At 63.0% G+C, this 15482-nt stretch carries 7 protein-coding genes; 4 read left to right on the top strand and 3 right to left on the bottom strand.

Annotation, left to right across the window (positions count from 1 at the left end; genetic code table 11):
* Positions 1 to 70 precede the first annotated feature (70 nt).
* Positions 71 to 4738, bottom strand: a complete 4668-nt coding sequence (locus ACPQ6D_RS01485; RefSeq protein ID WP_423222511.1) for a beta strand repeat-containing protein — start codon at positions 4736 to 4738, stop codon at positions 71 to 73.
* 358 nt (positions 4739 to 5096) lie between these two features.
* Between ACPQ6D_RS01485 and ACPQ6D_RS01480 the strand changes: the two genes are divergently transcribed.
* The gene (locus tag ACPQ6D_RS01480) at positions 5097 to 6002 is read left to right on the top strand and encodes a DinB family protein (protein WP_423222510.1); all 906 of its coding nucleotides are present in this window, start codon (positions 5097 to 5099) and stop codon (positions 6000 to 6002) included.
* 150 nt (positions 6003 to 6152) lie between these two features.
* Here ACPQ6D_RS01480 and ACPQ6D_RS01475 read toward each other — a convergent pair whose 3' ends face one another.
* On the bottom strand, positions 6153 to 9917 hold the full coding sequence (locus tag ACPQ6D_RS01475) for an ABC transporter substrate-binding protein (protein WP_423222509.1): 3765 nt from the start codon (positions 9915 to 9917) through the stop codon (positions 6153 to 6155).
* Between the two features lie 376 nt (positions 9918 to 10293).
* Between ACPQ6D_RS01475 and ACPQ6D_RS01470 the strand changes: the two genes are divergently transcribed.
* The 3 genes from ACPQ6D_RS01470 to ACPQ6D_RS01460 all read left to right on the top strand — a co-directional run bounded on the left by ACPQ6D_RS01470 (position 10294) and on the right by ACPQ6D_RS01460 (position 13830).
* Positions 10294 to 10593, top strand: a complete 300-nt coding sequence (locus ACPQ6D_RS01470) for a type II toxin-antitoxin system RelE/ParE family toxin (RefSeq protein WP_423222508.1) — start codon at positions 10294 to 10296, stop codon at positions 10591 to 10593.
* Positions 10594 to 10596: 3 nt separating this feature from the next.
* A complete protein-coding gene (locus ACPQ6D_RS01465) occupies positions 10597 to 10893 on the top strand; it encodes an addiction module antidote protein (RefSeq protein ID WP_423222507.1) in 297 nt (98 codons plus the stop codon).
* Positions 10894 to 10992: 99 nt separating this feature from the next.
* On the top strand, positions 10993 to 13830 hold the full coding sequence (locus ACPQ6D_RS01460) for an Eco57I restriction-modification methylase domain-containing protein (RefSeq protein WP_423222506.1): 2838 nt from the start codon (positions 10993 to 10995) through the stop codon (positions 13828 to 13830).
* A gap of 38 nt (positions 13831 to 13868) precedes the next feature.
* Here ACPQ6D_RS01460 and ACPQ6D_RS01455 read toward each other — a convergent pair whose 3' ends face one another.
* Positions 13869 to 15467, bottom strand: coding sequence for an ATP-binding protein (locus tag ACPQ6D_RS01455; protein WP_423222505.1), 1599 nt, complete (start codon positions 15465 to 15467; stop codon positions 13869 to 13871).
* Positions 15468 to 15482: the final 15 nt, after the last annotated feature.

Here is a 15482-nt window from a genome sequence, read left to right as displayed (position 1 = left end):
CCCACACACGATTCACGCAGTCGCACCACACGGATGAATTCATGGCCTGCCGACAGGCCATGCCGGGAACCTAACAGCCGACGCTCCACAGACTGGCGACCAGCATCACGTCGCGGATGTCAATCACGCCATTGCGATCCATGTCGAACAACAGATCGTAGTTGGGGTTGCCGGTCGCGGCGCCCCAGCGCGAGGCCACACCCTGGATGGAGGTCACGCTGGCCCCCATGCCCACGGCCCAGTCAGAGAACTGGGTCACGCCATTACGGGTGACGGTGGTGGCCGTGGCGCTGCTGCACGTGCAGTTCCATTCGCTGACGCCGTTGCGACAAGCCAGGGCGTTTGATGTCACGACGGCTGGCCGCAGCAAGGTGAGATCCACCGTGTAGCCGGCGCCGGTCGGCGTGATGGTCCAGTAACGACCCGTGGCTGTCAGCGTGTTCGCACTGGGCTGGTTCTGATCCACGCGATCCACCTGAACCTGGGAAAGGCTGCCCGCCGTCGTCACGTTGGCGCTGGCGCCGGTCAGACCAAAGGAGACCGCGCCGGCGCCAGCCACAGCGCGGCTCTTGCGGATGACGCCCTGGTTGGTGAGCGTGCCCGCGACGGTGGCATTGTCAGCCGCCACGGTTTCCACCAATGTCGTACCATTGGTGACAGTCAAATTGAAGATGGCCGTCGGACCATTGAGCGTCAGGTTTTGCAGCGCGTTGCTGATAAAGCGCAACGTGCCATTGCCATGCGCAAAGACGCCGCTGTTGGTGAAGTTGCCGGTCATGCTGAGAATACCCGCTGGCGCCGTCAGGCTGCCGGTGATCGTTGCATGATGCAGCGTGGTCGCACTGCTGCCCGAGATTGTGGTTGTGCCGGCAAAGGTCAGCGTGCCTGCGTTGCGCACGAAGCTGCCATTGTTGGTGAAGTTACCGTTGACCGTGAGCGCGCCGCCGCTGTCCGGCTTGAGGATGCCATCAACGCCGATCGTGACCGGGTTGAAGCTCGATCCGGTCTGGGGCTGGAACTGACCATCGTTGACGGTCAGCGCGTTCTGAACGGTCAACGCGGTGTCCGAGTCCACGTCGGTGCTGTCGCTGGGGGTCGCTGCGGTGTTGGCGATGGTCAGATTGTAGAAGGTCGTCGCGCCGGCGATGGCCTGGCTACCGCTGCCGTCGAAGGTGACGGTGCGGGTGTTCGGCGTGAATGTGCCCTGGTTAGTCCAGTCACCGCTGACCGTCATGTCGCCGCCCGCGTTGAGGGTGGCGCCGGGGTCAATCTGTACGTTGTTGAAGTCCGAGGCCGTGGTAAACGTCCCGGCCTGCACACGCAGCAGGCTGTTCACCGTCAGTCCGGCCACGCCGGTGGCGCCAGCGATGTTGTTCAAGATCAGATTGTTGTAGGTCGGGAAGCCCGCGGGCAGCAGTTGGGCGCTGGCGCCGTTGAACTCCACCGTACTGCCGGTCAGCGTGTGGCCGGCAGCCGCAGGCGCCGTGAACACGCCAGCGATGCGCACGACACCGCTGGCGGGCAGCACCTTGCCGGAGGCGTTGAAGGTCAGATTGCCGTACTGCGTGGCCAGCACCGCCTGACCCGTCGCGCTCTGCGTATAGGCCACCGTGCCGGTCGTGGCGCTGGCCAGCACGCCAGCGGACGCTGAGACGGCTCCCTTCAGGGTTAAGGTGCGCGTGCCGACGTTGAACGTGCCTGCGGTCAGCGTGAAGGCGCCGTTGACGGTCTCGTTTTGGTTGAGATTGATCGTAGCGGTATTGTTGTTGGTCAGATTGGCGAGGACAGAGGTCGCCGCCGGCAGCTCAGGGCCGGTGGTGATGGCCGCATTGCCAGCATATTGAACATTCACTGAGGCGCCAAAGGTCGGCGCGGTCGCCAGGCTGCCGCCGCTGCGCACGATGGTAGCGCCGTTGCCCAGGGTCAGATTAGCACCGTTGGTGAACACGCCCTGCTTGAGCGCCAACACGCCAGGCACGCTCTCGGCGCTGCTCAGGGTGACTCCGGCCGGGTTGTCAATCGTCAGGTTGGTGTAGTCCACGTTGGCTGTTGCCACGGTTTGGGCAGCCGCGCCATCGTAAGAGACGGTGCTGTTGGTCGCGTTGAAGGCGCCGTTGTTGGTCAGCGGTGTGCCGGAGGCTGCAAGCCCCAGGGTATGCCCGTTGAGATTGAACGTGCCGCCGAAGTCAACGACGACGTTGCTCATCTGATGATCGCTGCCCAGCGTCAGTATCGCCCCAGACTGGATCGTTGCTGTATCGCCGATGAAACTGCCTGTGCCTTGCAGGGTGGTTGTGCCCGCGAAGGTGACATTGGCCACGGTGATGGTGTTGCCGTTGTTCGTGAGGGTGCTACCGTAGAAGACGAGCGAGCTGTTGATGTCTCCACCGCTCAGCGTGCCGTTGACCGTCAGGTCGCCGTAGGCAGACAGGCTGGTGCCCGCCTGCACTTCCAGGGTCGCACCGCTGTTCACGGTGACCGTACCGTTGAACGTGCCATAGGCCGTCGTTGTGCCGCCCAGAACGCGTAGGGGTGGGTTGAAGGCGCTGGTAGACATGCTAACCGTGCCGGAGGTGCGCAATTCGCCCGTGCCATTGACCGTACCTCCGTTGGCGAAGCTGCTGCCGCCGGGCGCGCTGATGGTGAAGGGCTGGTTGCCAATGTTCAACGTACCATAAACCGTGATCGCCAGCGTCGTCGGCGAGGTGAGCGTCAACACGTGGTTGTTGAACGAGAAGATGGCTGAGAAATTGTAGTTGAAATGGAAAGTCGAAAAAGCCATGGCGATGTCATTGGCCAACGTGACATCGGCTTGAGTCTCGAACAGACCATTGCCGGTCCAGGCGCCGCTGCCGGTGATGGACTGCGCACTGCCGCCGTAGAAGTTGACGTTGGCCAACGACACCGTGCCGGTGTTGGTCAACGTTGTGCCGTAGAAGTTGAGAACTGAGCTGCCGTTGCCGCCGCTCAGCGTGCCGTTGACCGTCAGGTCGCCGTAGGCAGATAGGATGCTGCCCGCCTGCACTTCCAGGGTCGCACCGCTGTTCACGGTGACCGTACCGTTGAACGTGCCATAGGCCGTCGTTGTGCCGCCCAGAACGCGTAGGGGTGGGTTGAAGGCGCTGGTAGACATGCTAACCGTGCCGGAGGTGCGCAATTCGCCCGTGCCATTGACCGTACCTCCGTTGGCGAAGCTGCTGCCGCCGGGCGCGCTGATGGTGAAGGGCTGGTTGCCAATGTTCAACGTACCATAAACCGTGATCGCCAGCGTCGTCGGCGAGGTGAGCGTCAACACGTGGTTGTTGAACGAGAAGATGGCTGAGAAATTGTAGTTGAAATGGAAAGTCGAAAAAGCCATGGCGATGTCATTGGCCAACGTGACATCGGCTTGAGTCTCGAACAGACCATTGCCGGTCCAGGCGCCGCTGCCGGTGATGGACTGCGCACTGCCGCCGTAGAAGTTGACGTTGGCCAACGACACCGTGCCGGTGTTGGTCAACGTTGTGCCGTAGAAGTTGAGAACTGAGCTGCCGTTGCCGCCGCTCAGCGTGCCGTTGACCGTCAGGTCGCCGTAGGCAGATAGGATGCTGCCCGCCTGCACTTCCAGGGTCGCACCGCTGTTCACGGTGACCGTACCGTTGAACGTGCCATAGGCCGTCGTTGTGCCGCCCAGAACGCGTAGGGGTGGGTTGAAGGCGCTGGTAGACATGCTAACCGTGCCGGAGGTGCGCAATTCGCCCGTGCCATTGACCGTACCTCCGTTGGCGAAGCTGCTGCCGCCGGGCGCGCTGATGGTGAAGGGCTGGTTGCCAATGTTCAACGTACCATAAACCGTGATCGCCAGCGTCGTCGGCGAGGTGAGCGTCAACACGTGGTTGTTGAACGAGAAGATGGCTGAGAAATTGTAGTTGAAATGGAAAGTCGAAAAAGCCATGGCGATGTCATTGGCCAACGTGACATCGGCTTGAGTCTCGAACAGACCATTGCCGGTCCAGGCGCCGCTGCCGGTGATGGACTGCGCACTGCCGCCGTAGAAGTAGACGTTGGCCAACGACACCGTGCCGGTGTTGGTCAACGTTGTGCCGTAGAAGTTGAGAATTGAGCTGCCGTTGCCGCCGCTCAGCGTGCCGTTGACCGTCAGGTCGCCGTAGGCAGACAGGCTGGTGCCCGCCTGCACTTCCAGGGTCGCACCGCTGTTCACGGTGACCGTACCGTTGAACGTGCCGTAGGTCGTCGTTGTGCTGGAGAGCACGGCCAAGGGCGCGTTGAAAACGCCACCCTCGATAAACAACACGATCCCCTGTGTTTGCACAGCCCCCGTGCCACTCACCGTGCCGTAGTTGGTGAAGCTGCTGCCCGTAAAGGTGAGGGTTCGAGTCCCTAAAGACACCGTGCCCCAGTTGGTAAGCGGGGTATCAAGGGTTGCATTCGCAGAGAGAGACAGCGTTCCATAGACGGTCAACCCTTGCAGCGTAATGCTGCCGCTGATGCTCGGATCGTTAGGCGGGCCGGAGGGGATGTCCACGGTGTCGGCGCTGCCGGGGATGCCGCCCGCGCCGGTACAGCCAGGCCCCCAGTTGCCGGCCGTATTCCAATTCGAACTGACGGCGCCGGTCCAGGAGCAACTGCCGGCGTAGGCTGTGTGGGGAGAAACGGAGGCCAGGAGCCAGAGGGCCAGAGCCAGGCCAACGACTGCGAACAAACGACCAGGGTGCCAGGAATGCTGGAAGCGAACCATACTGAAATCCTCCCTAAGTACGAAATAGCGACTTATCTCGATAGACATGAACATAGCACATTAACCGCTTCAAAAGCGTTTCATGAACAACGTCACGCAGGAAAAAGAAACGTCCAACGCCAGCATAGCACGGCGACCGTTTCAAAAGCGTTTCATGAAGAGTTTCACGTGCATAGATGATCAAGACATCAATCCAACGGACCACAGCGATTCTCGAATCACCTGCGCTGTGATACAATGGCACCCCGCGGCTGCTGGAAGGCGCCGGCCTCATCGAGCGACGCACGGCGGTGCGACTCGGCGCCACCATGAGGCCCGCGTCGTACATGACTATGAATACAACCTGAGAGGGAGGGTGATGGTAATGCTTGATGTGCATGGGACCGATGTCCTGGTTCGGCTGATGGCCCTGGCCAGCCGCCTGGAGCGCGAAGGGCAGTACAATGTCGCCAAGCTGGCGCGTGCGGCGGCTGACGCCGTGGTGCGCCGGGCCGCGTACGCGCGTGAGTTGCCCGGCGACAAGCAGGTGCTGGCGGACGCGACGGAACAGCTTGCAGCGGATCTGACCACCTTCGACGTTGGAGCCGAACTTGTGGCGGCTCTGCGCGTGGGCGCTCAAGCCCTGGCGGATGGGCGGTTCACCCTGATTGACGAGACGCCCGATGCCTACGTGTGCCGCACCTGCGGTTACGCGGTAGTCAAGGCGCCGCCTGTCCACTGCCGCACCTGCGGCGCCTGGCCGGAGACATTCCAGCGTTGGCTTCCAGTCTATTGGCTGAATGAGCTGGACCCGCCGGCCGCCCTCGAACGCCTGCGGCAGACTCCATCCGCGGTGGCCGCACTGATCGAGGGTATCCCCGAGGACGCCCTGAGTCACGAGCCTGCGCCGGGGGCCTGGTCGCTGCACCAGGCGGTGACCCATCTACGTGACGCCCAAGGTGTGCTTGCATACCGGCTGGAACGGATGTTGGCGGAGGAAAACCCGGCCCTGACCGCGCTGGCCGTCTACGCGTGGGCGCAGAATCAGGCAGAGCAGCATCCGACCACCCAAGAAATCTTCGCCGAATACCTGGCGGCGCGCGCCCAACTCCTGGCCCGCTTGATGGCGATTCCCCTGGCGGATTGGTGGCGCATCGGCCAGCACGAGGAATTTGGCGCGGTCAGCATCCGCCAGCAGGTGAGCTACTTCGCCGCGCACGAGGCGACGCATTTGGCGCAGATGGAAGCGCTGGCGAAGGGAGCGCGGGGAGTGCAAAGTACATAGCGCAAAGACCATAGCGCAAAGTACATAGTACAAAGTGGATAGGTGCAGCGTGATCAACTGGCACAAAGAGCCAAGTATCCTGTGAATCCTGTAAATCCTGTCTACATTCCTGCCAGCCTGAGAAGTCACCGCTGGAAGGCGATCCTCTCTCTAGTCCGGGGTAATCACCACATCCTTCAGAAACCAGCGCCGCATGGGCGAGATGGGGAAATGGGTCACGCGGGGCTTGAACAGCGCGTACCAATGGTGATAGGTGAGGGGCAGGATGGGGGCTTCTTGGGCCAGGATGGTCTCGGCCTCGCGGTAGAGACGCAGACGCTCGGTCGCGTCGCGTAGGGTCTTGGCCCTGGTCACGAGGTCATCGTAGTGCGCATGACGCCAGCCGGTCTGCCAACCAATGGGGGCCAGGCGCAGGAAGTTGTCTGGATCGGGATAGTCAGCCCGCCAGCCCACGAAGAAAGCGTGAGGTCCCTCCGCGCTGGAGAAGCGGATCAAGCGCTCGGCGGCCACCGTGCGCCGCTGGCTATTCACCCCCAAGACCCGCTGCCACTGCTGCGCCAGGTACTCGCCCACGGGATCCCAGGTGCCCGAGCCTTCACCGCCCCATAGTTCGATCCCCGGCAGACCCTGCCCGCCAGGGTAGCCGGCCTCCGCCAGGAGCTGCTGCGCCCGCGCCGGCGCGTAGGGCAGGGCAATGTCCGCGACATGCCCCGGCAGGTTGGGCGGCACGAAGCCCCCGCTGACCGGCTGATCGTAGCCGAACAGCCGCGCCGCCGAGAGGTACGCGCGGTCGGTAGCCATCACAAAAGCCTGCCGCACGCGGGTATCGTCGAAGGGCGGCCGGCGGGTGTCGAAGGCGAGGTAGTCCACGCGCAGGTCGGACACCGAGTGGAACTGCGCGGGATGGCGCCGGTGCAGGCGGATGGTCTCGGCCCGCGGCAGGCGGTGCAGCGCCAGCACGTCCAACTGACCGGCCTCGTACCACGGCGTCTGCTCGCTCCAGTCCGCCAACAGCGCCACCTGCACCTGGCCCACATTGCCGGCCACGGGCAGATGATAGTCGGGGTTCCGCTCCAGGGTCAGGGCTTTCCCCGCCTGCCAGTCGGCCAGGTAGAACGGCCCATTGCTTACCAGGTGCGCCGGCTCGGTCCAGACCGCGCCGTCGCGCGCGCGCGCGTGGCGGGGCACGGCAAAGGCAATCCGATGCGCCAGCACGTAGAGAAAGCTGTTGGTCGGCTCGGCCAGGGTGACGCGCAGGGTAAAAGGGTCCAAAATCTGCACGCCGAGCTGGCCCGCATCGGCCGCGTGGCCGGTCAGCAGGGCCTGCGCGCCGGCGATGTCGCTTAGCAGGTGGGCGAAGGGCGCCGCGGTGACCGGGTCCAGGGCGCGGCGCCAGGCAAACTCGAAATCGCCCGCGGTGACCGGCACGCCATCGCGCCAGCACACGTCACGCCGCAGGTTGAAAACGTAGGCGCGGCCGTTTTCCTCGATCTGCCAGTCACGCGCGATATCGGGCACGATGGTCATGTCCGGACCTTCGGCGACCAGGCCGCAGAAGAGTTGATCAATCAGCCAGGCGTCGCGGCCATCATCGGCCGCGGGATCGAGGGTCTGGGGAAGCAGGCGGGCCAGGCGCAAGGCGGCGCGCGGTGCGGTTTCTGCGTGCGCGGCGGCCGGCCAGAGTGGCTGCTGCGCCAGCAGGTCAAACCCGGCGGCGTACGCAGCGTCGGCCGTGCTAAAATCGAAGGCCGCGTGATGGGCCATGCCCAACTTCAGCATGGCCTGGCCGGCGCCAACCGGGTCGCCGCGTGCGTGCAGGATGGCGACGGCGCGGCGATAGCAGGCATCGGCTTCACGCACGGCAGCGACGGCGCGCGCGTCATCCCCGGCTTGCAGCCAGCAGGTCGCTGCCCGCGGCGCATCGCCGGCCTCATCGTAGTGGTAGGCCAATCGCGCGGCCAGGCCAATCTGTCCGGCCGGCGCCGCTTGCAGCGCCTGCGCCACCCGGCGGTGCATCAGTTGGCGTTGAGGCAGGCTCAACTGGGCATAGGCCGCGGCGCGCAGCTTGTTATGGCTGAAGCCGTAACCCTCCGCGCCTTGCTCACGCACGATGCCCCTGCGCCACAATTCGTCCAAAGTCGTCAGCAGCGCCGTCTCGTCCAGGTCGCTGACGGGTTGCAGGAGGTCCAGGGTGAACTGGCGCCCAATCACCGCGGCAACCTGGGCCAGGCTGCGACCGCTCGCAGAAAGCTGCGCCAGGCGCTGCTCAACCACGGCCTGCACCTTGAGCGACTGATGGATGCGCACGGGACACAGCAGGCACAGGGGGCCGGTGGGATCAGGATCGGAGTCTGGCTGCGGCCCCGGCGGGGTCAGCAGGCCGGCGCGCACGGTCTCGACCAGGAACAACGGGTTGCCCTCGCTGTCGTGATAGAGGTGCCGGATTTCGCACGGCGTCAGCTCCCGGCCGGCCAGGCTGACGGCCAATTCGCCGCTCTCGCTGGCGTTCAGCGGTTCCAGGGTTAGCTCGTGCCAACGGCCGGCCGCTTGTAAGTCGCGCCGCAGGCCGGCCAGCGGGTGATCAGCTTGAACCTCCTCGCGACGCGCCGTGCCCAGCACGAGCAGAGGCGCACGCCCCGCCTGGCTCAACACGTAGTGCAGCCACTCCAGCGTCTGGTCGTCGCTCTGGTGCAGGTCGTCGGCCAACAGCAGCAGCGGGCGCTGATGCTGCAGCAGCGGCGCGGCCAGCGCCTCGAAGAAGCGCTGGCGCTGCCACGCCTCGACCAAGGGGCCGGGCGCGGCCAGGCCCGCCCGCCCCGCCAACACCTCCGGCAGCAGGCGGGCTATCTCGACCAGGCGCGACGTATCCAGGGCCGCCAAACGGGTTTGCAGCGCCGGGCTGCGCAGCCAGGCGGCGATGGGCGCGAAGGGCAACTGACGGCTGGCCGCGTCACCGCGGGCCACCGCCACGTCGCCGTCCTGCCGCCAGACCCAGGCCACCAACTCCTCGGCCAGCCGCGTGGCTCCAACGCCAGCCTCGCCGCTGAGCAGCGCCAGGCCCGGGCTGCCGGCGGCCGCGGCCCGCCAAATTTCCAGCAGTTGCGCCCACTCCGCCTGGCGGCCAACTAAAGCTGGCGCCACAACAGACGGCAAGGCAAACGTGTGGGCGGCTCTCGGGCCGGGGTCGCTATCTGCAAGCGTCAGCAAACGCTGGTAGAGCGCCTGCGTGGTCGAGCTGGGATCAACCCCCAATTCCTGGCGCAGCAGGGTGGCGCAGCGGTGGTAGGCGCGCAAGGCCCTGGCCCGATCGCCGTTGGCCAGGTGCAGGCGCATCAGGTGGCGATGGCCGGCCTCGTGCAGAGGATCGGCGCGCAGCAAGCGCTGGGCGTTACGAATCGCAGGCTCGAACTGGCGCAGGGCTTCTTGTTGGGAAACCAGGCGCTCCAGGCTCTGCAGGAACAACTGGTGCAGCCGCTCGCGCGCGGGCATGATCCACTCATCGTAGCAGGAGGGCAACAGATCGCCGGTGTAGAGGTCCACCGCGGCTTGCAGAGAGTCGCTGCTGCTGGCCGCGGCCAGTGCAGCCTCGAAGTCGGCCACATCCAGGCAAAAAGGCCCGTCGCGGCGCCACTGAACATGGTGCGCGTCGAACAGAAGAAAGCGATCAGCGTTGGGGAGGGTCTGGCGCAAGCGATGAAACAACGTCCGGAAGTTCGAGCGTGCCCTGGCATCGGTGGTATCAGGCCAGAAGAGGCAGGCCAACTGTTGGCGTGATTGGGGAACGCCGCGCTGCAAGACGAGAAAGGCCAATAGGGCTTGCAGCCGCGGCTGATCCAACGCCGTGATGGGCTGCGCGTCGCAGGTCAGGGAGAAGTATCCCAGAAGGTGAATGTGCAGTGTCCCAGTGGGGTTCATGTGCAGAGCTTCCTTGATGTTGCCGCAGCGGGTGTAATCCAACGATCGAAAGAGCCACTCATATTATAGCATGGATCAACAGCGGTTCCCGAATTGCCCGCGCTGTGATACGGTACCCCTGAAATTCGTAACTGCTCACCCTGCAGGCCGATTTGGACAGGATGAACAGGATGTGCAGGATTCTTGCTCTGTGGTGTGCAAAACTATCGGCACGAGAGTTCGAATATCCTGTCAATCCTGTGAATCCTGTCTGAATTCCGGGCAGACCCAGCAGCTACTGTCCTTCCCGCTTTGCACAGAAGCCGTTGGAGACCGGCTGGCTCGACACCATCACATCCAGTTGCGCAAAAACAATGGCGCAGTTATACTGTGGGCCATGAACATCTTCCTGCGCTCCGCGGAATTCGATGCCTGGTTGGCTACCTTGAAAGACAAGGTGGGGCGCGCCCGCATTCTTCATCGTATTCGATCTGCCGAGCACGGAAACTTCGGCGACTGCGAACCGGTTGGTGAAGGCGTTTCGGAAATGCGTATCCATGTCGGACCGGGCTATCGAGTCTATTACACTCGTCGCGGAGAGGTGATCTATCTACTTCTTCTGGCCGGTGACAAGTCTTCCCAAAAGCGGGATATCAAACGAGCACTTGAGATGGCGCGGGCTTTGCATGAGGAGTAAACTATGACCAGATTTGCCACGTTCGATGCAGCCGATTATCTCGACGATGAGGAAACCATGGCTGAATACCTTACCGCTGCGCTGGAAGATCCCAATCCTGACGTGTTTCTGGCCGCGGTGCGCGACGTGGCTCGCGCCCGTGGCATGGCTCAACTTGCGAAAGATACTGGTTTAGGGCGCGAGAGCCTCTACAAGACGCTTGCGCCTGGAGCCAAACCACGCTATGACACGGTGCTCAAACTCCTTCATGCTTTGGGTGTCAGGCTGTCCGCCATACCCATCGTGCACGCTGAGACCTGATGCACCCGCAGATCCCCATGCGATTGACCCCCGCGCCCGCCTGTGCTACAATCTCCGGCAGCACGCTGCCGCCAACCACCCTACCACCGTGAGGCGCCCATGCCCGCTCCGGCCGAGATTGTCCAGCTCGTCGAGCTCTTCCAGCGCAACTACGACCAGTACTGCGCACCTTCCTTCAGCGAGACCGCGGTCCGCCACCAGTTCATTGACCCCTTCTTCGCCGCCCTGGGCTGGGATGTCAACAACACCCAGGGCTTCGCGGAGCAGTACAAGGAGGTGGTGCACGAGGACAAGGTGCTCGTCGGCGACGCCACCAAGGCGCCCGACTACTCTTTTCGCATCGGCAAGGAACGCAAGTTCTTCGTCGAAGCCAAGAAACCCTCGGTCAACATCAAGCACGACGTCGAGCCAGCCTATCAGCTGCGCCGCTACGCGTGGAGCGCCAAGCTGCCGCTCTCCATCCTGACCGATTTCGAGGAGTTTTCGGTCTACGACTGTCGCATGCGACCCGACAGAAGCGACAAAGCCGCGACGGGCCGCATTCTGCTGCTGAGTTTCACGGACTACGTCGCGCGCTGGGATGAGATCGCGGGCATCTTCAGCAAGGCTGCGGTGTGGCAGGGCGCGCTCGACAGGTTCGCCGTGGCCAAGGCCGGCAAGCGCGGCACCGCCGAGGTGGACGACGAGTTCCTGGCCGAGATCGAGCGCTGGCGCGAGCTGCTGGCGCGCAACCTGGTGCTGCGCAACCCGCATCTGCGCGGCCATGACGTCAACTGGGCCGTGCAGCAGACCATAGACCGCATCGTCTTCCTGCGCATCTGTGAGGCGCGCAACCTGGAGACGTACGAACAGCTGCGCGCGCTGCTCAACGGCGGCCACACCTACGCGCGCTTGTGGGAGCTCTTCCGTCGCGCGGACCTGCGCTACAACTCCGGGCTGTTCCATTTCAGCGAGGAGCGGGGCCGCGCCGAAGCGCCCGACACCCTCACCCCCGGTCTGGAGATTGATGACAGGGTGCTCAAAGATATCATTGAGCACCTCTACTACCCGCAAAGTCCCTACGAGTTTTCGGTGCTGCCCGCCGACATCCTGGGCCACGTCTATGAGCGCTTCCTCGGCAAGGTGATCCGCCTCACCCCCGGCCGGCAGGTCAAGATCGAGGAGAAGCCGGAGGTGCGCAAGGCGGGCGGCGTCTACTACACGCCCACCTACATCGTGGACTACATGGTGCGCCAGACGGTTGGCCCCCTGCTGGAGGGGAAGACGCTTGCCCACGGACGATCGCCAGGGTCGCCCCCACGCGTCGCGGATATTGCCTGTGGGTCGGGATCGTTCCTGCTGGGCGCGTACCAATACTTGTTGGACTGGCACCTGGCCTATTACCTCAAAGAGCCTGAGCGCTGGCTGAAAGGCAAACGCCCTGCCCTGGAGCGCGTGAGCGGCGGCGCAACCCGGCTAACCATCGAGGAGCGCAAACGCATCCTGATGGACCACCTCTACGGCGTTGATATTGACCCGCAGGCCGTGGAGGTGACCAAGCTCTCGCTGCTGCTGAAAGTGCTGGAGGGCGAAGGGGTGGCCGGCCAGCTGTCGCTGGGCGTGGAGCGCGTGCTGCCCGACCTGGGTCGCAACATCAAGTGCGGCAACTCGTTGATCGGGCCGGAGTTCTACGACGGGAAGTTGGACCTGCCGGACGAGGAGACGGCTGGACGGGTGAACGCGTTCGACTGGAAGAAGGAGTTCCCGGAGGTGATGGCCGCGGGCGGGTTCGACGCCGTGATCGGGAATCCGCCGTATGGGGCCGAATTGTCGGACATGGAACGTGCCTTCTTAGAATCCAAATACCAACTTGGCAGCACAGACACCGCGGCGCTTATGATCGCACAAGCCCGTATGTTGTCGAAACCTGGCGGCATCAATAGCTTCATCGTGCCGAAACCACTTACCTACTCGTCGAATTGGCAAAAATCCCGAGCCGAATTGGTAAGTGAACTTCAAGAGCTTGTTGATACGGGCAAGGTCTGGAAAAGCGTAAAGCTTGAACAGGTAATCCTCGTTCGTCAGAAGGGCACAGCTACCGATAGCTACCGATCGAGTGTCAGGATTGATCAACAGATACACTTTGTCGGTGTAATATCCAAGCAAGAATGCGACCGGTTCGGGTTCTTCCTGAACGGAGTCAGCGATGAGGAATTGCTGATAGCGCACAAAGTTCTCAATCGTGGTGCTTCGCTTGGTCAACTTGTCAGCAACACACGAGGAGGTATGTTTCAAAGCCTCGTTGTACAACAAGGGGATCTGTCGGTCATTGGGGGAGCGCATCTTAACCGTTATCAGATCGTTGGCCGCAAGGGCTACGTGGGCGCGGATCAACAGTTGCCAAGCAACGCTTTTCTGCGTCCAAACAGCATTCTCATCCAGAACATCGTGGCTCATATTGAGAACCCGCAACCCCATGTGAAGATAATTGGAAGCGTCGTTGATCAAAGTGAGCTTCAAACGATTGTCATTCTTGATACTGTCAATCAGCTTGAAAATCGTTCCCCGATGTCAGTAAAATACATTCTTGGAATCCTCCACTCTCATCTCTTGAACTGGTACGTCTATCGCTTTATCTTCGCAAAAGCAATCCGCACCATGCACTTTGACGGGCCGGTGACTAATCGCATCCCCATCCGCACCATCAACTTCGCTAACCCCGCGGACGTAGCGCGGCACGACCGCATGGTGGCGCTGGTCACGCAGATGCTCGATCTGCACCAGCGGCTGGCCGCGGAGGGGGTGCCGCATGCGAAGGCCGCGCTGCAGCGGCGCATCGAGGCGACCGACCGCCAGATTGATGCGCTGGTGTATGAGCTGTACGGGTTGACGGACGCAGAAATTGCCGTGGTCGAACAGGAAGGTGCGAAGGGGTTGGAGCACGAAGCCTCGAAGTGACGCGAAGTTCGCGAAGCACGGAGGTCGCGAATACGAATCTACATCCCCCACACGGTGATCGGCCGGCCCTGGTATGTCTCCGTGCGCCGGAAAATCTTCTCGTCCCACGTCCGGCTGGGGTCGCGGTCGAAGATGACCAGGTGGCCGGCTTCCGCGGCGCACCGATCCATGTATTCCCACGTCTGCTTCAGACCCTCGGTGATCGTTGTCTCCAGTGACTTGCGGCGCAGCTTGGTCTCGACGACCACCTTCTGCACCGGTCTTGGTTCGGCTTCCCCGTAAGGCCACAGGATCAGCAGGTCGGTGCGCCCGCGACCCAGACCGTACTCCCGCTCGATACGCCCCCCACCGTTGACGATGCGCTGCAGAAATGCTTGCAGCAGCAGCTGCGGCCCGGCTTCTTTGTAGTCGAAACGCTCCACCCAATGCTCGGAGTGCTCGCGGAAGAACTGCTGGAAGGCTGCGATCAGTTTGTCCACGTCCAGCCCGCCATCCTGGCGCAGGTACCAGGTCGCGATCAGGGTCATACCCGTCTGAGCATCCCAGGTCAGCTCGCGAGGAATGACCTCCTGGTAGATGCGGTTGGCCAACTGCAGCGCGCCGGTCCGTTCCTGTCGGATCAGGCCCAGGTCAATCACGTACTGCACATCGTCGGCGCGGAACTGCTCTCCGAACACCTCGCCGACCAGGATCGGCTCGATCACCCGGCGCACGCGCGGCTCCTTCAGCTTGTCGGTCAACTGGTCTAAATGCGTTTCCCGGCGCAAAATGATCGCCTCTTTGGCTTCGAGGATCAGCTCTGCCGTGATGGGCTGTGTGCGGTCGCGGGCGGCCGGCATCTGAAAGCAGGTCTCGTAGCCCAGCGCATTGACCAGCCAGGGCTGCCCCCGCGTCAGCTCCCAGGCCAGATCCAGGGCTTCTGGCGTGAATGGCTGGCCTGTTTCTGCGGTGTGCTGCTGGTAGAGCGTCTGCACCTCGGCCTGGCTGAAATCTCCCAACCGCAGAGAGGCCGCCTTGATGTTGAATGCGCTGCCGCCCGTGATGATTGCTTTCTCCTGCCCGGAGTGGATGCGGTAGTCGCGCACGTCGCGTACGCCGCAAAGAACCACGCTCTGCGGAAATGCTGCCGGCCGCTTGGCGTAGCCGCTGCGTAATTGACGCAAGACGGAGATGAGGGTGTCACCTACCAATGAGTCAATCTCATCAATCAGCAAAACGGCTGGCCGGGCCGGGTCGCGCTCGGCCCACAGGGTCAAGGCTGCGTCCAGTGCAGAGAACTCGCCGTAACGGGCCAAGATGTCGTTGGCGTTTTCCAGGAAGAAAGCGTCTTGCAGGGTGATAGATCCCCACAGCATGAGTTCGGCCAGCATGACGCGCATGGCGGCGCGCACATCTTCCCGCGCGGCCTGGGCGCTTTCAACATTGATGTACAGACAGCGATAGGCGCCAGTCGCGTTCAGATGATCGCGCAGCGCCAGCAGCAGGCTGGTCTTGCCCACCTGGCGCGGCGCGTGCAGCACAAAGTATTTCTTTTGGGCGATCAGCGACAGGATTTCATCCAGGTTCACCCGGCCCAGCGGCGGCAGGCAATAGTGATCTGCACGATTGACCGGCCCGGCCGTGTTGAAGAAACGCATGGCAGAACCTCCGAT

Source organism: Candidatus Amarolinea aalborgensis, assembly GCF_900491745.1.
Taxonomy (GTDB): Bacteria; Chloroflexota; Anaerolineae; order SSC4; family Amarolineaceae; genus Amarolinea; species Amarolinea aalborgensis.
Note: the sequence above shows the minus strand (reverse complement) of the source record. Positions and strands in the feature narration are given on the sequence as shown.

Bases quoted from the DNA above. Each gene is read 5' to 3' on its own strand.
- ACPQ6D_RS01485 (WP_423222511.1), bottom strand. From the start codon at position 4,738: ATGGTTCGCTTCCAGCATTCCTGGCACCCTGGTCGTTTGTTCGCAGTC.
- ACPQ6D_RS01480 (WP_423222510.1), top strand. From the start codon at position 5,097: ATGGTAATGCTTGATGTGCATGGGACCGATGTCCTGGTTCGGCTGATG.
- ACPQ6D_RS01475 (WP_423222509.1), bottom strand. From the start codon at position 9,917: ATGAACCCCACTGGGACACTGCACATTCACCTTCTGGGATACTTCTCC.
- ACPQ6D_RS01470 (WP_423222508.1), top strand. From the start codon at position 10,294: ATGAACATCTTCCTGCGCTCCGCGGAATTCGATGCCTGGTTGGCTACC.
- ACPQ6D_RS01465 (WP_423222507.1), top strand. From the start codon at position 10,597: ATGACCAGATTTGCCACGTTCGATGCAGCCGATTATCTCGACGATGAG.
- ACPQ6D_RS01460 (WP_423222506.1), top strand. From the start codon at position 10,993: ATGCCCGCTCCGGCCGAGATTGTCCAGCTCGTCGAGCTCTTCCAGCGC.
- ACPQ6D_RS01455 (WP_423222505.1), bottom strand. From the start codon at position 15,467: ATGCGTTTCTTCAACACGGCCGGGCCGGTCAATCGTGCAGATCACTAT.